Source organism: Treponema parvum (genome assembly GCF_017893965.1).
GTDB classification, from domain to species: domain Bacteria; phylum Spirochaetota; class Spirochaetia; order Treponematales; family Treponemataceae; genus Treponema_D; species Treponema_D parvum.
This window is the reverse complement of sequence record NZ_CP054142.1, coordinates 1,247,734-1,266,595: the sequence shown is the minus strand read 5'-3', so window position 1 is coordinate 1,266,595 and position 18,862 is coordinate 1,247,734. Positions and strand designations below refer to the sequence as shown.

The 18,862-nt window shown below is 42.7% G+C and carries 22 protein-coding genes and 2 tRNA genes; 14 read left to right on the top strand and 10 right to left on the bottom strand.

Annotated features, from left to right (window positions below; translation table 11 throughout):
* Positions 1 to 85 precede the first annotated feature (85 nt).
* From HRQ91_RS05590 to coaD, 6 genes are all read right to left on the bottom strand, one after another.
* A complete protein-coding gene (locus tag HRQ91_RS05590) occupies positions 86 to 568 on the bottom strand; it encodes a YkgJ family cysteine cluster protein (RefSeq protein ID WP_210120636.1) in 483 nt (160 codons plus the stop codon).
* Between the two features lie 111 nt (positions 569 to 679).
* Positions 680 to 752, bottom strand: a tRNA-Gly gene (locus HRQ91_RS05585).
* 53 nt (positions 753 to 805) lie between these two features.
* Positions 806 to 1,561: a ribonuclease III gene (gene rnc, locus HRQ91_RS05580; protein ID WP_210120635.1), complete on the bottom strand. Its 756-nt coding sequence runs from the start codon at positions 1,559 to 1,561 to the stop codon at positions 806 to 808.
* A gap of 80 nt (positions 1,562 to 1,641) precedes the next feature.
* Positions 1,642 to 1,890, bottom strand: coding sequence for an acyl carrier protein (gene acpP / locus HRQ91_RS05575; RefSeq protein WP_210116557.1), 249 nt, complete (start codon positions 1,888 to 1,890; stop codon positions 1,642 to 1,644).
* Between the two features lie 19 nt (positions 1,891 to 1,909).
* On the bottom strand, positions 1,910 to 2,098 hold the full coding sequence (gene rpmF / locus HRQ91_RS05570) for a 50S ribosomal protein L32 (protein ID WP_210120634.1): 189 nt from the start codon (positions 2,096 to 2,098) through the stop codon (positions 1,910 to 1,912).
* A gap of 256 nt (positions 2,099 to 2,354) precedes the next feature.
* Positions 2,355 to 2,834, bottom strand: coding sequence for a pantetheine-phosphate adenylyltransferase (gene coaD / locus HRQ91_RS05565; RefSeq protein ID WP_210120633.1), 480 nt, complete (start codon positions 2,832 to 2,834; stop codon positions 2,355 to 2,357).
* Positions 2,835 to 2,888: 54 nt separating this feature from the next.
* Here coaD and HRQ91_RS05560 point away from each other — a divergent pair, with 54 nt between their 5' ends.
* Both HRQ91_RS05560 and HRQ91_RS05555 read left to right on the top strand, forming a co-directional pair.
* A complete protein-coding gene (locus tag HRQ91_RS05560; RefSeq protein ID WP_210120632.1) occupies positions 2,889 to 3,473 on the top strand; it encodes a hypothetical protein in 585 nt (194 codons plus the stop codon).
* A gap of 160 nt (positions 3,474 to 3,633) precedes the next feature.
* Positions 3,634 to 4,335 carry a HEAT repeat domain-containing protein gene (locus HRQ91_RS05555; protein ID WP_210120631.1) on the top strand — a complete coding sequence of 234 codons (702 nt, stop codon included), beginning with the start codon at positions 3,634 to 3,636 and terminating at the stop codon, positions 4,333 to 4,335.
* Between the two features lie 136 nt (positions 4,336 to 4,471).
* On the opposite strand, the gene HRQ91_RS05550 is transcribed toward HRQ91_RS05555, so the two are convergent.
* Positions 4,472 to 4,545: transfer RNA gene (locus HRQ91_RS05550), tRNA-Arg, on the bottom strand.
* 52 nt (positions 4,546 to 4,597) lie between these two features.
* Here HRQ91_RS05550 and HRQ91_RS05545 point away from each other — a divergent pair.
* From HRQ91_RS05545 to HRQ91_RS05505, 9 genes are all read left to right on the top strand, one after another.
* The gene (locus tag HRQ91_RS05545; protein WP_210120630.1) at positions 4,598 to 5,188 is read left to right on the top strand and encodes a Maf family protein; all 591 of its coding nucleotides are present in this window, start codon (positions 4,598 to 4,600) and stop codon (positions 5,186 to 5,188) included.
* Positions 5,189 to 5,314: 126 nt separating this feature from the next.
* Complete coding sequence (gene rpsB, locus HRQ91_RS05540; protein WP_210116563.1) at positions 5,315 to 6,187, top strand: 30S ribosomal protein S2; 873 nt, start codon at positions 5,315 to 5,317, stop codon at positions 6,185 to 6,187.
* 18 nt (positions 6,188 to 6,205) lie between these two features.
* Entirely contained in the window at positions 6,206 to 7,039 is an 834-nt protein-coding gene (gene tsf, locus HRQ91_RS05535; RefSeq protein ID WP_210120629.1) for a translation elongation factor Ts, read from the top strand.
* A gap of 56 nt (positions 7,040 to 7,095) precedes the next feature.
* Complete coding sequence (gene frr, locus HRQ91_RS05530) at positions 7,096 to 7,644, top strand: ribosome recycling factor (RefSeq protein ID WP_210116565.1); 549 nt, start codon at positions 7,096 to 7,098, stop codon at positions 7,642 to 7,644.
* A complete protein-coding gene (uppS, locus tag HRQ91_RS05525; RefSeq protein ID WP_210120628.1) occupies positions 7,644 to 8,363 on the top strand; it encodes a polyprenyl diphosphate synthase in 720 nt (239 codons plus the stop codon). The genes frr and uppS overlap by 1 nt, the downstream gene beginning before the upstream one ends.
* 8 nt (positions 8,364 to 8,371) lie before the next feature.
* Complete coding sequence (locus tag HRQ91_RS05520; protein ID WP_210120627.1) at positions 8,372 to 9,226, top strand: phosphatidate cytidylyltransferase; 855 nt, start codon at positions 8,372 to 8,374, stop codon at positions 9,224 to 9,226.
* Positions 9,227 to 9,237: 11 nt separating this feature from the next.
* On the top strand, positions 9,238 to 10,323 hold the full coding sequence (dxr, locus tag HRQ91_RS05515; RefSeq protein WP_210120626.1) for a 1-deoxy-D-xylulose-5-phosphate reductoisomerase: 1,086 nt from the start codon (positions 9,238 to 9,240) through the stop codon (positions 10,321 to 10,323).
* Positions 10,320 to 11,441, top strand: coding sequence for a M50 family metallopeptidase (locus tag HRQ91_RS05510; protein ID WP_210120625.1), 1,122 nt, complete (start codon positions 10,320 to 10,322; stop codon positions 11,439 to 11,441). Before dxr ends, HRQ91_RS05510 begins: the two co-directional genes overlap by 4 nt.
* Positions 11,438 to 13,375, top strand: coding sequence for a WD40 repeat domain-containing protein (locus tag HRQ91_RS05505; RefSeq protein WP_210120624.1), 1,938 nt, complete (start codon positions 11,438 to 11,440; stop codon positions 13,373 to 13,375). The genes HRQ91_RS05510 and HRQ91_RS05505 overlap by 4 nt, the downstream gene beginning before the upstream one ends.
* 110 nt (positions 13,376 to 13,485) lie before the next feature.
* On the opposite strand, the gene glgA is transcribed toward HRQ91_RS05505, so the two are convergent.
* Positions 13,486 to 14,964: a glycogen synthase GlgA gene (glgA, locus tag HRQ91_RS05500; protein WP_210120623.1), complete on the bottom strand. Its 1,479-nt coding sequence runs from the start codon at positions 14,962 to 14,964 to the stop codon at positions 13,486 to 13,488.
* A 156-nt stretch (positions 14,965 to 15,120) separates the two neighbouring features.
* On the opposite strand from glgA, the gene HRQ91_RS05495 reads away from it, so the two are divergent.
* The 3 genes from HRQ91_RS05495 to HRQ91_RS05485 all read left to right on the top strand — a co-directional run bounded on the left by HRQ91_RS05495 (position 15,121) and on the right by HRQ91_RS05485 (position 17,383).
* On the top strand, positions 15,121 to 15,378 hold the full coding sequence (locus HRQ91_RS05495; protein ID WP_210120622.1) for a SemiSWEET family transporter: 258 nt from the start codon (positions 15,121 to 15,123) through the stop codon (positions 15,376 to 15,378).
* Positions 15,379 to 15,521: 143 nt separating this feature from the next.
* A complete protein-coding gene (locus tag HRQ91_RS05490; protein ID WP_210120621.1) occupies positions 15,522 to 16,250 on the top strand; it encodes a DUF6675 family protein in 729 nt (242 codons plus the stop codon).
* A gap of 20 nt (positions 16,251 to 16,270) precedes the next feature.
* The gene (locus HRQ91_RS05485) at positions 16,271 to 17,383 is read left to right on the top strand and encodes a mannose-1-phosphate guanylyltransferase (protein ID WP_210120620.1); all 1,113 of its coding nucleotides are present in this window, start codon (positions 16,271 to 16,273) and stop codon (positions 17,381 to 17,383) included.
* Here HRQ91_RS05485 and ruvC read toward each other — a convergent pair.
* Positions 17,343 to 17,858: a crossover junction endodeoxyribonuclease RuvC gene (gene ruvC / locus HRQ91_RS05480; protein ID WP_210120619.1), complete on the bottom strand. Its 516-nt coding sequence runs from the start codon at positions 17,856 to 17,858 to the stop codon at positions 17,343 to 17,345. The genes HRQ91_RS05485 and ruvC overlap by 41 nt on opposite strands.
* A 47-nt stretch (positions 17,859 to 17,905) precedes the next feature.
* Positions 17,906 to 18,649 carry a YebC/PmpR family DNA-binding transcriptional regulator gene (locus HRQ91_RS05475; RefSeq protein ID WP_210120618.1) on the bottom strand — a complete coding sequence of 248 codons (744 nt, stop codon included), beginning with the start codon at positions 18,647 to 18,649 and terminating at the stop codon, positions 17,906 to 17,908.
* Positions 18,650 to 18,862: the final 213 nt, after the last annotated feature.

Genomic DNA, 18,862 nt, shown 5'->3' with positions numbered 1-18,862 from the left:
CCTAAAATCATTCAATTCAAGCGCACAAACATTATAGGCTGTCGGCACAAAACGGATAAGACGACGGTATCGTTTTTGCTTTCACTTATGTTCCGTTTTGTTCTTTACGGATCAGTTTTTCGACTTCTTCTTTTTTCAGCGGAGTATTATCGTCATAGGCTTTTTTATTTCTTTCTATTTCTTCAATAGTCCGAAGCGCTCCCTTATTCATTCCGGGGCAATCCTTTGCGCATTCATCCCATGTTTTCCTGTCATGTATCATCCATGACCAAAACGGGTAAGTGGAACACTGAACGGGTCTCGCTTCATATGCGGTACACCCTTTGTCCCACAGCACGCAGTCATAGTTTTCCTTTTCAAGCAGAGAAAGAACTTTGTCGCCGTGATAATAATCCGCCCACCGGCATTTTTGTTTTACGAAATCCGTAACCGACAGCTTAAAAAAATTACAGAGAGACATTAAATCCTTATAAGAAAGATATACGAAACCGGGCGAATGACCGCAGCAAAACGAACAGCGCTGACAGCTGAACTGTAACCCGTCACAATAAAATTTTTTATTTTCCATAAAGTGCGACAAACATAAAATGCGATAAAACAATCAACAGCACCGCGCCGAAGGCGCTGAACCGTCCGCATGAATAAAAAAAGCCGCCCTTTAGATCGGACAGCTTTTAAAAGCGGATGAAGGGAGTCGAACCCTCGTCTTCAGCTTGGAAGGCTGAGATAATAAGCCGTTATATGACATCCGCAATAAAACAAGCATTATGCTTAATAAGTAGAGTATCTGAAATAAAAAAAAAAGTCAATATTTTATTTTTTCATTAGCGATGATCTTTTCGTATGCTATTTTTGCGGCGTTCTGTTCCGCCTGTTTTTTGCTCTTTGCGGAAACGGGCCCGTATGTGACGTTTTTAAGGCTTACGCTTACGTTAAAAGTTTGGTCGTGATCCGGTCCTGTCTTGCTTAAAAGCTTATATTCGGGATAAGAGCGGTACTTTTTCTGGCAGAATTCCTGCAAAAGCGATTTATAATCCTTTACTCCCTGATCTTGCTGTATCTTTCGCACTTCAGGGACTATGAACGAAAGGACGTATTTCTCTGCGGAAGCGTATCCTGAATCCAGATAATATGCGCCTATTATCGCTTCCATACAGTCCGCCAGAATCGAAGGACTTTCAAATTCCTTGTTTATTTCGGCGCCCTTTCCCATTATCAGCATTTTATCAATACCGAATTTAAGCGCTATGGGAGCCAAGTTTTTTTCGGAAACGGCGGCCGCTTTTATTTTAGACAGATCCCCTTCGCTCTTTTCAGGCATGTCTTTGTATAAAAAAGACGCCGTTACCGCCCCTAGAACGGAATCCCCTAAAAATTCAAGGCGCTCGTTATTGTAATGTCTGTGAGGTTTTATTTCATTGGAATATGAACGGTGATGAAACGCCAGATCCAAAAGTTTGTAATCGTTGAATTTCAAACCGGTTATCCGGCAAAAAAATTTGAGCTTTTTTAATCGTTCGGGCGCAATCTCAGGAGCGATTCTAAAAAAATCTATTATCATTTTCATTTTACAAAAAAAAACACAGGCCTGACCGAATATGACGGAGCCTGTGTCCTAAATTTGCGAAAGATTATAAGACTTTATTTACCTTGCTTTGCAAGTTCAGCTTTGATGAAATCATAAGCGTCTTTTACGGTCTCAAAATCATTTGCCTTTTCATCCGGAATAGTGACCTTGAGCTCCTCTTCGATCGCATAAACAAGTTCATACGTGTCAAGGCTGTCTGCTCCCAAATCACCGCGGAATGTTGATTCCAAGGTTACCTTACTTTCATCGACTTCCAGCTTTTCTGCAATAAGCTTCTGGATCTTGCCAAACAATTCGTCCATACTTTATCTCCTGATAGTTTTAACCGTTCGTCTCAGGCGTAATCACCTGTCGTCCTCTATAGAAACCGCATTTAGGACATACGTGATGCTGCAATACAAGATTCCCGCAATTGCTGCATTCGACAAGCTGCGGGGCATCCAAATGCATATTCACTCCTCTGCGTCTCCGGGAAACGGCCTTAGAAGTTTTCGCTCTAGGTACTGCCATATTTAAACCTCGCTATAAGTTTATAATTCACAAATATAACAGGAAAAATATTACAACAGATTTAACCTGAGTGTCAATGCATTATACCTTATTCTTTAATTTTGTCAAACACTTTTTAAAAAAATGTCATAAAAAAATCCAATGTTTAAGCGGCACAAACGGCGCCGCTTAAAAACACTAAAGAACGTTTTATTCGGCGGAGAGTCACTACCCCGCCGTCGCTTGAAGTCCAGCTGTAAATTTACGGCAAGTATGTTTATTTTGAAAATTTTTTATACAGAGCGTTTGCAACAATCGGAGGAACCATCCCTGAAATATCGCCGCCGAATTGAGCGAGTTCCTTGATCGAGCTGGACTTTACTATGGCGTACCGCTGTTCGGACGGAACAAATAACGTATCGATTTCAGGATTGAGGGTATGATTCATCATTGAAAGGTCGAATTCGTATGCAAAATCGTTGATGTTTCTTATTCCTCGTAAAAGCACCTTCGCGCCGATCTTTTTTGCATAATCTACTATAAGGCACTTGCATATGTGAACCGAAATATTTTTATAATCTTTAAGAAGGTATTCCATCATCGAGACCCTCTCTTCGGCCGTAAAAAGATAATGCTTATCGGGATTGACTGCGACGACGACGTCGATGGAATCGAACAGTCTGCTTGCCCGTTCTATAATGCTTAAGTGTCCGTAAGTTGGAGGATCGAACGATCCGGGAAGTACTGCCGCCGTCATTTTTAATATGATATCAGATTTGACGAAAACGCTCAAGCATAGTATCATTTACGCATGAAAAACTTTTTACTCTGTCTGATAACCGGATTTTCGGTTTTATTTTTTTCCTGCGTGTCAACCCAAACGGCCGATTCCGTGCCGGCTGCAGAGAAAAACACAACTAAACAAAGTTCTGCTGCGGAGAGCGCACGAACGATAACAAAAGAAGACGAAGAATACAATAAGGCCATAAGCGAAATGAGCCCTTCGTCTTCAGTTTCAAAAGACACTTTTGAAGCGGATCGAAAGGATATTTTATCGCTCATAGAAAGTCTTGACGCTGTCATGGCGAGAAAGGACTTCAACCGATGGAAAACCTTCGTCGAACCTTCGTCATTGGCTTACTGGCAAAACCCAAGAAATTTGGCAAAGGCGTCAAGCCGGCTCCCCGTAAAGGGTATAACGATCAGAACCCTTGAGGATTATTTTAACTATGTTTTTATTCCGTCAAGAAAGGGCCGCGTCGTAGACCAAATCCGATACATCAATTCAGAATCCGTAAAAGCGATACAAGTCACTAAAGAAAATTCCGTCATCGTGTATTATAATTTTATAAAGACCGGCGGTCGGTGGCTCATTCATTTGCCTGAAATAGAATGACGATCTTTACAGCGCGTCATCGCTTATTGCATATTGTGCGGCCGCGTTGTTTACTTGAATGCGATTGTTTGGTATATTAATTTGATCGTGTTTTGATGTGCAATTTGTTTTAATTGCCGATAATGTTTTATAGAAAACGGCTTATTGTTTTGGAGGATTTATGACATTGATAAAAAGAATTGCAGTCGGCTTCGCCGTGTGTTTTTTCGTATGCGCGGGACTTTCCGCCCAAAAACAGGAACAATCCGTTGAAAGCGAATATTTAAGCAGTATGGAAGATGTTATCATTACAGAGTTGGCAAATTCAGACCAGCGCGACAATAAATTTGTGGCGCTGCAATATCTTGAAGACGCAATAAATGAAGGAAGAGCTACTCCCGATATGGCCGCGGCTCTCGATCAGCTTGCGGGAGAAGGCATTACCACTCAAAGCAAGACTAACGGCCGCCTGATGAACAACTATCCTGACGTGCGCAAAAAGGCTTGCGATCTTCTTGCAAAGGTTCCTACAAAAGAATCAAAAAACACTTTGGTAAAAATCGCTCTTGCGGATAACGAACCTATGGTCATTACGGCGGCTATCCGTTCCTTGGGCGAAATCGGAATGAACGATAACGACGAAGTTGTAAATGTCATCGCGTTTGCAAACCGCCACAACCAGACGATGAACCCTGCCAGCAGCATGGCTCTTGAAGTTCTAAACGCATATGAAAAACTTGCTCCGTCGGTATCCGACCGGTCGGTTATGCTGGAATCGATCGGAAAAATTGCGGCGGACTACCGCTACGTTACGCCCGTAAGAAAAAGAGCTATAGAGCTGTTGACTAAGATGAAGGGAGGCGCAGGCAATAAAAAGCAGTGATCGGCTTATAAATTCATAAGAACTGTCCGAAAACTCAAATTTTGGACAGCCGTATTTAAATTACAAAAGGCTGCCGTTACGTTAAAAGCGCACTTCGATCTTTTTTAAGTGTGCTTTGATCAGGGCAGCCTTTTTTTGAGAGATACGCGATTCGAACGCGCTACCTTCAGCTCCGGAGGCTGACGCTCTATCCAGATGAGCTAATCTCTCAAGGTAAAATGACCATATAAATATTCAATAAAAAAGTCAAGCGAGGATTCTTATGGAGTCTATAATATTAGCTTCGTCGTCTCCCAGACGGCAAAGCATTTTGAAAATGTTAAACATCCCGTTTCAGGTAATTATTCCCGATATAGACGAAAACATAGATAAAAGCGGCAATGTTTTTAAAGTCCCTGAAAAACTTGCGGTAAGAAAGGTGGAAGGTTGTATAAATATGCTGCCTCGGCAAAGAAGCATTCCTTGGATACTAGGCGCAGACACTATGGTCTGTATGGACGGTGAATTATACGGAAAGCCGTCCAGTGCGGAAGAAGCGGCAAAATATTTAAATGCCCTGCAAGGGCGGCAGCACTTTGTCATAACGTCGATAGCTCTTTACAACGGGAGGCAAAAAAAGATCGTAACATCGACAAACATTACAAAAGTTACGTTCAGCAAGATGGACGATAAGGAAATAGAGTGGTATGTAAAAACCGGAGAATGGCACGGAGCCGCCGGAGGTTACAGAATACAGGAACTCGCTTCCTGCTTTATAAAAGAAATCGAAGGATCTATGAGCTCTGTCGCAGGCTTGCCTATTTCCAATCTTTATGATATTTTAAAATCTCAAGGCTATTCCATTCTTGAATAGCTTTGCTGAATCATGCAGGAACCGTGTGTTTTATGTGTGATCCGAATCTTCCGAAAAAAACATAGTTTTTTTACGAGAAACAGAGTAAGGTGGCGTATTTAAAATACGCCGGTGAAGGAGTTAATCATGGCAGTTGTAACCATGAAAAGTCTGCTTGAATCTGGTGTTCATTTCGGTCATCAGGTAAAGCGTTGGGATCCCCGTATGAAAAAATATATTTTTGCTCAGCGCAACGGGATCCATATTATCGATCTGCAAAAAACCATAGCTGCGATAAAAGACAGCTATGACGCAGTTCACAAGGTTGCCTCTTCAGGTAAAACCGTCTTATTTGTAGGGACAAAAAAACAGGCCCAGCAAGCCATTCAAAAAGAAGCGGAACGCTGCGGAATGTTTTATGTAAACAACCGCTGGCTCGGCGGAATGCTTACCAATTTCAGCACGATAAAAAAATCGCTTCAGCGCCTCAAAAAAATCGAAAAGATGGAAATTGACGGCACTTTTGAAAATCTTACAAAAAAAGAAGTTTCCGCACTGCAAAAAGAAAAGGCGAAACTTGAAAAAAACCTCGGCGGCATAAAGGAAATGCGGGAATTGCCGGGGGCAGTGTTCATCATAGACACGCATAAAGAGCAGATAGCCGTTGCCGAAGCCCGCCGCATGGGAATTCCCATAATAGCCGTAGTAGATACTAACTGTAATCCGGAAGGAATCGATTACCCTATTCCCGGTAACGACGACGCTATCCGCGCAATATCCCTATTTACGTCAATCATAGCAAACGCGGTTATCGAAGCCGACAACGACGCCGGACTTAAGATCATCGAAAACTTAAACGAAGATGAAGACGGCGTACAGACCGACGCCGCCGTAAAAAGCGAAGACGTAGAGATCGACGATTATTCCAATTATCAGCCGACGGAAACAAAAGAAGAAGACGCCGAAGCTGATGAAAAAGAAGACGATCTTGCCGCCGACGAAGACAAATTTTATAAATAACTTACCGGAGTTCAATATATGGATATAAAAGCATCGGATGTAAAAGCTCTGCGCGAAAAGACGGGCGCAGGCATGATGGAATGTAAAAAAGCTCTCACTGAAGCCAACAGCGACATGGCGGAAGCCGAAAAAATTCTAAAAGAAAAGGGCTTGGCCGCCGTTGCAAAGCGTGCCGAACGCGCGACTGCTGAAGGGCGAATCTTTGCGCGCATACAGGACAACAAAGTTGCAATGATCGAAGTAACTTGCGAGACTGACTTTGTGGCAAAAAACGAAGACTTTATTGCGCTCGGTGAAAAACTTTTGGATCTTACTTTTGCCAAAGGTTACAGAAAAGTCGAAAAAGAACATGAAGACATGCTCCTTGAACTTGCGGCAAAGATAAGAGAAAACATGAGCGTACGCCGCCTGACGTTGCTTGACATTCCTTCAGGAGCAGTTGCAAAAACCTATATTCACAGCGATCATAAAACCGGCGCAGTCACGATAATAAAAGGCTCCACTGCGCCTGAGGTTGAAACATTCGCATATGACTGCTGTCTTCATCTTGCGGCGTTTACGCCGTCTTATATCACACAAAAAGACGTTCCCGAAAGCTACATAGAGGAGCAAAAGGAAATATTTAAAGTGCAGATGGACAACGACGAAAAAACGGCTTCCAAGCCGCAGAACGTCAAAGACGGAATCTTGCAAGGAAAGATTAAAAAACACCTGGCAGAAATATGTTTTGTTGATCAGATGTTCGTAAAAGACGACAAAAAGACCGTTTGTGAAAAACTTGCGGAAATAGGAAAATCGGTCGGCGCAACATTATCGTTCGGTGATATTGTGCTGTACATTCTTGGAAAATAGTTTAATCCGGGTATTCCAGACATCGGGATACCCTACAATTTTTTGAGGAAAAACAAATGTCAAACGAAACTTATTCGGCTAGGATGGAAAAGACCATTTCAGCTTTTAAAGAATCCTTGAGTGCCATACGTACGGGCCGCGCTTCCGCCGCAATATTCGACAGGGTGCGGGTTTCGGCCTACGGAGCGAAATCTCCTCTCAATCAAGTAGCGACGATTTCAATTCCCGAAGCAAGGACGATCGTCATTCAACCGTTTGACAAGTCTCTGATTACCGAAATTGAAAAAGGAATAGGACTTGCCGACCTCGGATTGAATCCTTCCAACGACGGAAAGGTTATAAGAATTTCTATTCCGCCCCTTACGGCCGACAGAAGAAAAGAACTTGTCAAGCAAATTAAAGGCATTGCCGAAAACAGCCGCACTGCGATCAGAAACATACGCCGCGACGGAAATGAAGAGTTAAAAAAACAGCAAAAAGCCGGCGAACTGACCGAAGATGCACTGAAAACTGCGGAAAACGACATGCAAAAAGAGACCGACAAGTTTATTGCCGAAATAAACAAGATTTACGACGCAAAAGAAAAAGAAATAATGGAAGGCTGATGCCCGATACTGTAATTAAAAACGACTGTCTTCCCGTCCATATAGGCATAATTATGGACGGCAATGGACGCTGGGCTAAAAACCGAAAACTTCCGCGTACGTTCGGTCACAAAGAAGGGTTGACGGCGGCAAAAAAAATCGTAGCGGAGGCGGCAAAGCTCGGCATACGGTATGTGACTTTGTATACATTTTCCACTGAAAACTGGAAGAGAACACAGGAAGAAGTCGGCTACCTTATGAATTTGATCAAAGGGCATCTCCGCGCCGAATTTGAATTTTACAAACAAAACGGAATACGAATAAAGCACATAGGCGATCTTTCGGGGCTTAGCGAAGATATTCAGACCGAGATCGTAAAGGCGATGGAAGAAACTTCGGCTTTTACCGGAATGACCGTGGTTTTAGCTGTAAACTACGGCGGCCGAAACGAAATAATAAGAGGAATAAAAAAACTTTCCGCCGAGGATGAGGATTTTGAAGCCTTGACGGAAGAGAGGCTTTCAAGAGCTTTTGACATTCCCGAACTACCGGACGTAGATCTTCTTATACGTACGGGAGGCGAGTACCGTTTAAGTAATTTTTTGTTATGGCATGCGGCCTATGCGGAATTACTATTTACAGATACACTGTGGCCCGATTATAATGAAGATGAGTTTAAAAAAAATATTATTGAATACCAAAAACGCAACAGGCGTTTTGGGGCAGTTTTAAGCAAATGAGGTTCGTAATGAACAAACTTGTTCAGCGGCTTTTGGTTTTTTTTATAGGAATGCCTCTCGTAATAGGCGTTGTAACGCTCTCCTCGTATAACCATCTTGTCTTACACTTTGTCATTATGGCCTGCGTTTTTTTATCGACAAAAGAAATGTACGCCCTCCTCGCAAAAAAACAAAAACAGTTTCCCCTGCCCTTTATAGTATTTCTTAGCCTGATTCCTTCCGCTGTTGGGTTAATATGTACACGCACGGAACTTCCGCTTCATTACATAGACCTTTCGCTTTTGTTCTGTTTTTTACTCATTTTATCATACGAAGTATTTACGGCTTCCGATTTTGATCATTCCGTAGAACACATGACGACGGCTGTTTTCAATGTTTTTTATTCCGGGTACCTGTTGACCTTCGTATCAAGACTTACCGTATTAAAAGGCTCTACCGAACTTATAATTTCCTTTCTTTTTATGATATTCATGTGCGATTCATTTGCATGGTTATTCGGTATGACATTAGGAAAAAATAACAGAGGCGTAATAAAAGCAAGTTCTAATAAAAGCGTCGCCGGTTTTATAGGCGGATACATAGGAGCCGTTCTTGCGGCTGTCCTTGCACAAATTTTGTGGCCGGACGTTTTTTTCGGCTCTATTATGAAAGCCGTATCGACAGGGATTATCATTGCAAGCGCGGGCATAATCGGAGACCTTGCGGAATCGGTTATAAAGCGAGACGCTGGATTTAAAGACAGTGGGAATATAATGCCGGGGCGCGGAGGGCTTTTGGATTCCATAGATTCCATACTTTTTGCATGCCCGATCTTTTATCTGATAGTGAATTTTATGTTCGGCGGGTCGAAACCTTCTTTTTAAGATTGTAAACTATGAAAAAAATTCTTGTCTTAGGCTGTACCGGATCTATCGGCAAAAACACACTCGACGTCATTCGAAACATGAGCGGTGAATTTTCCGCGGTAGGATTAAGCGCCCACACAAATATCAAACTGCTGTCTCAACTTGCAAAAGAATTTAACTGCGAATATTCGCTGACTTCCCGTGACGGAAGTGAGGGCATAAAAAAACTTATAGATAAATGCCGTCCGGATATTGTCGTAAACGGTATCGCAGGCTCTGCGGGACTTGAACCGTCCAAACTCGTACTTGAACAGGGCATAGACCTAGCTCTCGCAAACAAAGAGACCATAGTCATGGCGGCACACCTTGTTCAATCTCTTGCAAAGAAAAACAAATGCTCGATAATTCCCGTGGACTCTGAACATTCCGCCGTATTTAATCTTGCGGAACGCTACGGAAGCGAAAATATTGCAAATATTATAATAACCGCAAGCGGAGGACCTTTCAGAACATTGCCCAAAGAAAAACTTGCGCATATAAAGCTTGAAGACGCTTTAAAACACCCTACGTGGAACATGGGACGTAAAATAACCGTAGATTCCGCGTCGCTGGCAAACAAGGGACTTGAAGTGATAGAAGCTTGTCGCCTGTTTCATTTTCCGGTGCAAAAAATTCAAGTGGTAGTGCACCCGCAAAGCCTGGTGCACTCTATCATACGCACAAAAGACGGAGTAATGTACGCGCAGATTTCCGAACCCGACATGAAGCATCCCATAATCTCAGCCCTCACATGGCCGTCCATAATACCCAACTATATGAAAAAATTCGATCTGTTCGATATTGAAATGACCTTTTATAAACCGCGCAGCGAAGATTTTCCTATGCTGAAATTGGCTTTTGACGCAGCTGAAAAAAAAGGCGGATACGCGATAGCCTATAACGCGGCGAACGAAGTAGCGGTAGACGCTTTTATTGCAGGAAAAACAGGTTTTACCGATATTCCGCGCGTCACAAGACGTGTTTTAGAGCGCGACTGGACAAAAGAAGCTAAAGATTTTAACGACGTCTTTGCCTTTGACAGAGCGGCAAGAAGATACGCAGAGGAAGCGCTTTGACTATAATCTACGGTCTTTTTCTTCTTTGTTTTTTGGTTTTTTTTCATGAATTGGGGCATTTCTTTGTAGCGCGCTTATTTAAAGTCCAAGTGGAGGCTTTTTCCATAGGAATGGGACCGGTTCTTTTTCATAAAAAAATAAAAAATACGGATTACAGGCTTTCGCTCTTACCCTTAGGCGGATATTGCGGCATGAAAGGAGAAAAAGACTTTTCACAGGCGGTGGAACAAGGTCTTTCAAAGATAGAGGCTCCTAAAGATTCTTTATACGGCGTATGCCCTCTAAAACGCGCTCTGATAGCCTTTGCAGGCCCTTTTTTTAACCTTTTTTTTGCATTTATTGCGTTTACCATTATTGCGATGATGGGAACCTTTTATTACGCTCCTTCTGCAAAGATAATACTTGCGGACGAAATTTATCCTGAAACCGATTCCGCTGCAAGAAAGGCGGGCATACTTACCGGGGATATAATCAAAGAGATAGACGGAAATAAAGTAAACGATTTTTCAGATATTGTGGAACTTGTTTCAGTCAGACCCGACGAAGACATTAAAATCCGCGTAGAGCGGGACGGAGAACTTTTGGATTTTACTGTCCGTTCCGACATAAACAGATCGGAGGGAACGGGCAAAATCGGAGTTGCAAGTTCAGGCGATTCCGAAAAAAGAGAAATAAAGCCCCTTCCCTTTTTTCCTGCAATTCTAAAGGGGCTGCGTTCGACGACGGATTTGATCATAATTACCGTAAAAAGTATTTTTGTGCTATTTAAGGGCGTAGAGATAACGAACGCCGTTTCAGGTCCGGCGAGGATTACGACTATGCTAGGAGACACCGTAAAAGACGGATTTTCCGCAGGAATCAGAGCCGGTACGGTAAACACGCTGCAGTTTTTAGCTATGATAAGCGTGTCCTTATTCATACTCAACCTTTTGCCGATTCCCGTTTTGGACGGCGGCCTGATCTTTTTTTCTTTGGTCGAACTTGTTTTCCGCCGTCAGATTCCGCCAAAAATCCAATATTATGTACAATATGTCGGACTCGCTATTATAGCTTTTATTTTTATTATAGGAATTTCAGGAGATATCCGTTATTTTATTTTATCGGCAGGAAAAAAATGAAAAACAAACTTGTATACGTTATCGCATTTACTTCATTTATGTTTTTGTTAAATGCACAGTTTAAGCTGAACGCACAATCGCATATTTCCATGCAATCTCATCAAAACTCGGTTACCGCCCTCGCTTCGCTTGAAATAGGAAATTCGGCTGATGAAAATTCCTTTTTTTCCGCCGGTCAAGACGGATTTTTAATAAAATGGACTGAAGACGGCTCCGGAGAACATTATCAAATTTCCGACCTTGAAATTCGTCTTATAGCGAGATCTCCGAACGGAACGGACATAGCGGTATACGAAACCGACGGAGGGCTTGTAAACCGCGTGAGCGTTTGGAATTGGAAGACATTGACAAGAAAGTATGCAAAAAGATTTTCCAACGCCGTAACCGCTCTTTCCTACAGCGAAAAAGGAACATATCTGATCGTCGGAACCGCAACCGTAAACGGAATTGTGTTTTTAAATGCGTCGTCAGGATCTCAAATTTCAGGAAAAATACAAGAGCAATCGGGTATTATTTCTATGGCGCGTTCGAGCGCTACCGAAAACAGCATGGTATTGTATTCCCCTGCGGGATCGCTCACCTACATAAACATGCGTACCGGCCGACAAAAGGCCCGCTTTAATGTCGCACAAGGTCTCAAGCAGCCCGTCTTATTCAATAACAACGTTTTTTTTGCGGGAGTTAACGACGCCGGCATAAGCGTTGTTCAGGCGACAACGGGAACTGAAGCAAAATTTGTCAAGGCCTCAAATCCGCTGCTTTTATGTTCGCGCTTTGACAGAGACCTGTATTACCTTGAATCTGACGGCAAGGCTTACGCTTTAAAAGTTCTTGAAAACCTTGACAATAACACAGTAGGAAATCCGAAAACCGTAAAAACGATAAGCAAACTTCCGGGAGGCGAAGCTATAGTATGCGGTGTAAAATCAGGGAACGACATTCTGTTAGGTTCTCAAAAAGGGCATATCTATAAAACAGATTCGGACTATGCTTCGAGTCCGAGTCAAATTCCTTTATATCCTTTAACCGACGATATATATGACAGGATATACGATATTTCGCAGGCAGGAGAATCGTTTTACTTTCTTACTAAAAATGCCGTGTTTAAATCCTCGTATGACAACAGTTTTGTAGATAAAGCGGCGGAAAATTCAAATCAGACGAATATCATAACATATAACGATAATCTTATTTTATGGACGCGCAATTCTGTCAGGCCTGTTCAGCTCATAAATTTGAATCGTCAAGCAACGACAAATCTGTTTATGCCTTCCAAAAATTTGCAGTCATTAAGGCTTTTCGGCGACACTCTCATCGCTCTGGAAGGAAATACGACCGTCAATAAATACGATCTTAAAAACAATAATTTTGAGCGGCTATACGAGGGTTCGGCTCTTCAAGATGCGGCGCTGTACGGCGAAAACATACTCTATGTAGCAAAATCGTCGGCGACAAATCCGCCGTCGTCCCTCATATTTATCGATGTAAAAACAAAGGAAACCGTTCCCGTGTCCATGTCTTCGAATGTAACATATTCTCTTAATTATACGGAAAATACGGCATTATACGGCATAAGCGTTTATGAAAACAGTTCGGGAAATTCAAGAACGGAGCTTTTTTCATTAACACCGGAAACAAGAGCGATAACTTCGATAATGCAGCTGAACGATGAAGATCCTAACGCGTTTATCAAACTGTATTCGTCTTTTATCTATACGAATCTCGGTAAATCCAAGATAATTTCATACAATACCGCTACGAAAAGGCAATTTAATTATAAACGATCTGCATCTCTTCCGCTCAAAATAGAGCGAAATTCAAGCCGTCTCGTAGTGTTGAACCGCGACGGAAGCATATCCTGGTATAATCCTGAACTGGGAACGGTGCTGGCCGACTGGTACATGACGACGGAAGGCCAATGGTTCGAATTTTAATATTCGAAAAACATTCTGTTGCCTCTGTGCGGAAAATTCGATGAGAATCCTTCAGCCTTGGCTTATGCCGTTCGCACGTTTCATCGATCGGTTTGCATCGCAAACTCGCGCTATCTTATTCCACAGCCGCGAAAAAGGGCTTCTTTATAGACTTCGAGGTATTTCTCCGCTGAAATATTCCATCCGAATGAAGATTTCATAGCCCTTTTTTGCATAGCCTTTATATGGTCTTTTTTATTGTAATATGCAAACACCGCCCAGCCGGTCGTGTCGAATATCGAACCGGGTGAAAGGTTGTCGAACATAAAACCTGTCCCTTCTCCGGTGTGTTCATTATAGTTTGAAACCGTATCCGCAAGACCGCCGACTTTGTGCACGATAGGAAGGGTTCCGTACAAAAGCGAATACATCTGATTTAATCCGCACGGCTCGTATTTTGACGGCATAAGAAAAAAATCACTTCCCGCTTCGATAAGGTGGCTTAATTCTTCCTTATAGCCTATGGTAGCCTTAAAGTTGGGCAACTTGCTCTGCAAAGAAAGAATTTCGTCTTCACACCATTTTTCACCGCTGCCGAGCAAAACAACCTGCACTTCCATCTTTTTGCAGATATCATACATGCAGCCGTATGTGGGGCCGAAAAGCGCTCCGATCCCTTTTTGGTCGGCAAGCCTTGTGATCATTCCTATCACGGGAATATTCGGGTTCACATCCAGTCCCATAGTTTTTTGCAGATGAGCCTTGCATACGGCCTTATTTTTAAGCGATTCTACCGAATAATTTGCAGGAAGATATTTATCGATTTTCGGGTTCCACGTTTCATTATCCACACCGTTTAGGATCCCCCGTACGACGTCGGATCTTACTCGTAAAAGCCCGTCAAGGCCGAAGCCGCCTTCGCTGGTTTGAATTTCATGCGCATAGGTAGGAGAAACCGTAGTTATCATGTCCGACGATGCGATTGCCGCCTGCATTATGTTTATGGCGCCGTGATTTTCGTAGTTCGCACCGTAATACAAATCCCAAGGAAGACCGAGATCGGGAAACTTTTCCTTGGAATATACACCTTGGTATCCCATATTGTGAATCGTAAAGACGCTTGCGGTTTTAGGAAATCCGTCGTTTCGGCAAAGATGTTTTAATATAACGGGCGCAATACCCGCGGACCAGTCATGGGCGTGTATGATGTCAGGATACCAGTTTAATTTGCGGCAAAGCTGAAAAGCACCGTGACATAAAAGCGAAAATCTGTACGTGTTGTCGTGAAAATCAGGTTCCGCCTTTGAACCGTAAACGGCGTCGCGTCCGAAACATTGCTCGTGATCTATAAAATATACGGGTAATGTTTTACAACCCGGCATAGGTGCGGCATAAACTGCCGTCCACGTTTCAGCAGTACCGGCCTTTACCGCCATAGGGCCTTCGATCTTCGTCATCTTAGAACGATCTATCGCATAATAACGGGGGATTACTATTTTTACATCATGTCCCAAAGAAGAAAGCGTTATTGAAAGTGCGGAAACGGCATCGGCAAGTCCCCCTGTCTTTGCAAAGGGAACAGCTTCGGCAGATACCATAAGAATTTTCATTTTCTCCTCCAAAATAAAAAGACAGTTGATTATATCACTTATATTGTATCGTATAAAGCACAGTGGCAAAAATTGATTTCCGTGAGCTTTATTGCGTCTTTCTTGCAATTGCGATATAGTGGCGCATACGGACATAAGACCCGTTTGGAGAACGAAATGAGCGAAAAAAATCTGAAAATTTTGGGCTGGATCGGAACAGTGCTTTCGGTAATCATGTACGTATCATATATTCCGCAAATATGGGGCGATATGCACGGACACAAAACGCCGTTTATACAGCCATTAGCCGCCGCAGTCAACTGCAGTATATGGACGGCCTACGGACTTTTAAAAGAAAAACGCGATTATCCTTTGTCTGCGGCAAATTTGCCCGGCGTCATCTTCGGCTTGATTGCAACAATAGCAGCGTTTTAACAGATTTCAGAATACGAAGCGTACGCATCACAGCATATAATGTAAAATTCAAATTGTTACCTCTTTTAGCCAAAAATTGATTTCCGTGGCTTTTCATTATTTTCCTTGAATACAATTTAGTAACAAGCTATACTGGTAAAAATATGAAAATACTAACAAAGAAAAATTATTTTTGCTTAGCGTTCCTTTTATTTGCCGCACAGAATTTCTTCACGCTTCCTTTTAACGATAAACTTTCGACCGAGGAGCTTTCAAAGATTCAAGAAGGTCAAGTTCTCATAAGAAAAACCGGATCGATCAAAAAAATATGTCTTGAAACCGAAAATCAGGCGGTCATCGAAGCGCTTAAATCGATCATAGACTTGGATCCGGCTTATTTGGCGGAAGTCATACAGGTTAGACCGGTTGAAAACAACGACGACATCATACAAAAAACACACGGTATTCTCGTAGATATTCCCTCTTATGTAGGTATTCCGTATTGGTCGGAGCGACATGAACGTTATTTTGATCTGTACGCAAGCGCGAAGGTTGTTTCACAGGAAAAAAAAGGAGATTCGGAGCACATATCCGCAATTTTGGAAATGTCGCCTATCGGTAACATAGACACCGATATTTTGATTTACCGCAGCGAAGATCTTTTGCTGTATACAAATACGAATCTTAATGATCTGGAATACGGTAAAATAAAATGTATATCGAAAAAAAACATGAAATCCGTGATCATCGTCTTCAAAGAAGACGGAAAATGGATATTATACGGAATAGGAGGCGTAGAAGCTCCTAAAATTTTATTCTTTAAGAACAGGATCGAAGTTTCGTTTATGAACAGAATAAAAACATTCTGCAACTTCGTCTTTGAAAAACTTTAAATCAAATTACGGACGAACTTATGTTTACAGATGTCGTAATACTGGCAGGCGGATTCGGAGAGCGTTTGTGGCCGGCTTCCAGTTCCGAAAATCCCAAACAATTTATGACCGTTTCGGATAACGTCTCTTTTTTACAGCTTGCAGTCATCAGAGCCTTGTCTTTAAAGCCTGAGGGAAAAATTCTGATAGTTACGCGACGCGACATTTACAAGACCGTATCGCTGCATTGCAAAAATCTTTTGCCGGATATGTCCGAAGATGACAAGAAAAAAATAAAAGACGATTTATATATATTGCCGGAAACCGAGCCCAAGCATACGACGGCTCCGATCATTCTTGCATGTAATTTTCTAAATTTGACGGATTACACGGACGACAATAGGGAACATTCGGTCCTAGTGCTTACAAGCGATCATATAATCAAACCCATAGAAAATTTTATCCTAGACTGCAAAAAGGCTTGTGCCGCTGCGGCTAACGGCAAATTCGTCTGTTTTGCGATACCGCCGCTCGAGCCGGCTACAGGCTACGGCTATATAAAAATCGGAAAGGCAGAAGGCGATTCCGTTTTTGCAATAGAAAAATTCGTCGAAAAACCCGACTTAAAAACCGCGACGGAATATGTAAAATCCGGTAAATACAGATGGAACAGCGGAATGTTCGGTTTTACCTGTAAAACACTTTTAAAAGAAATAAAAGAACATCAAAACGACGCTTATGCAGCGTTTGAAAATCTTCTTTCTGGAAATAAACCGAAAATCGGCGTTGTAAACGGAATCAAATATGTCTCTTCGTGGCCTGAAATGGACGCGGCATATTCGAAGGTACCCGCCGTTGCGATTGATAAATCCGTAGCCGAAAAGACGAAAAACGCCTGCGCAGTGTCTTCTTCTTTTAATTGGGACGACATAGGAAGCTGGGACGCCTTTGAAAAACTTTTTGATAAAAACCCCGGCGAAACGATAGAAATCGAAAGCAAGGATAACTTCGTGTATTCGGATATTCCGGTAGCCTTATGCGGTGTAGAAGACCTTGTAGTAGTTATAAAAAACGGCAAGGCTCTTATAGTAAAAAAAGGAAAAAGTTCGCTCGTCAGAGACGCCGTAAAACAGATGAAAAATTCAAATGTGTGATAGCGCCTGCGAGAGCGTCTGAAGCGTGATCCGGCTTTGGTTCTTTTTCAAGCCCGAGTAAAATTTTCACACACTTTTCAACCAGTTTTTTGTCGGCAGCAGCCGTTCCGGTAACGGATTGTTTTATCTGGTTAGGCGTATATTCTCCGCATAAAATACCGTGTTTTGCCAAACAAAGAGTAACCACTCCCCTCGCTTCTGCAACGCCCATAGCGCTTACGGCGTTCTTTGCAAAAAAAAGGGTTTCCATCCCTGCCTCGTTCGGCTTAAATTTATCTATAATCGCAGAAAGATCATCGTAAATCTTTGTAAGCCGGTTTGAATGGGAATCTTTAGAGCTTGTTTCGATAACTCCGTATGTCACCAGCTTTATCCGATTATCCACACTGTCGACAATACCGAACCCCGTAAAAGCAAGCCCGGGATCTATTCCCAAAATTCTATGGACATTCTTTATGCGCTGTTGATCTTTCATCGATTAAACGGAACGTGCCGATCGCCGCTCCGCCTTAAAAATTCGGTTTATTCTTCCGGGTTAAAATCTTCGGGATATTCGGCCGTGTGATACACATTCTGAACATCGTCGTTTTCTTCAAGTTTATCAATCAATTTTTGAACCTTCGAAGCCGTATCCTTGTCTACAGGTTGATATGATTCCGGAACCATTCCCACTTCGCCCGACATGGACTCAAATCCCTTCGCCTGCAGGGCTTCCATTACAGTATTGAAATTCTCAGCGGAAGTAGTTACCGTGATGATTCCGTCTTCGTTTGTAATATCGTCGGCTCCCGCGTCAAGCGCAGGTTCCATAATCTCATCTTCTTTTACCTTTTCGGCATCGTAAGCGATTGTACCCTTTCTTGTAAACATGCGGCTTACGGATCCGGAGACACCGAGATTTCCGCCGTGTTTTGTGAATATGTTTCGAACGTCGGCTGCCGCACGGTTTTTATTGTCCGTAAGAACTTCAACCATGACGGCGACTCCTCCTGCAGCGTATCCTTCGTACACGAGCTCTTCAAAAACCTTTCCGCCGAGTTCTCCCGTACCTTTTTTGATCGCACGTTCAATGTTGTCTTTGGGCATGTTCGAAGCCCTGGCCTTTAAAATGGCCGTGCGCAGCCGGGGATTGGAATTGGGATCACCGCCGCCCATGCGCGCCGCGATGGAAATTTCCTTAATGAATTTTGTAAATATCTGGCCGCGTTTTGCATCTGCAAGGCCTTTTGCATGTTTAATGGTCGCCCATTTACTGTGTCCTGACATGGGAACTCCTTGAAATATAACAGATTGTAGATAAAATAATATCACTTATACGTCGGCAATGTCAACGACCGTTTTGGTACGCCGAGTTTACGTGCGTGCGGCACGTCCGCATCTACATTCATACGACAGGTCCCGCGTCAACGCCTTCCGTGCGCGCATTCGATACATCGACGCATTCTGACACAACTCATTTTAACGGCGGAACGCAAATCG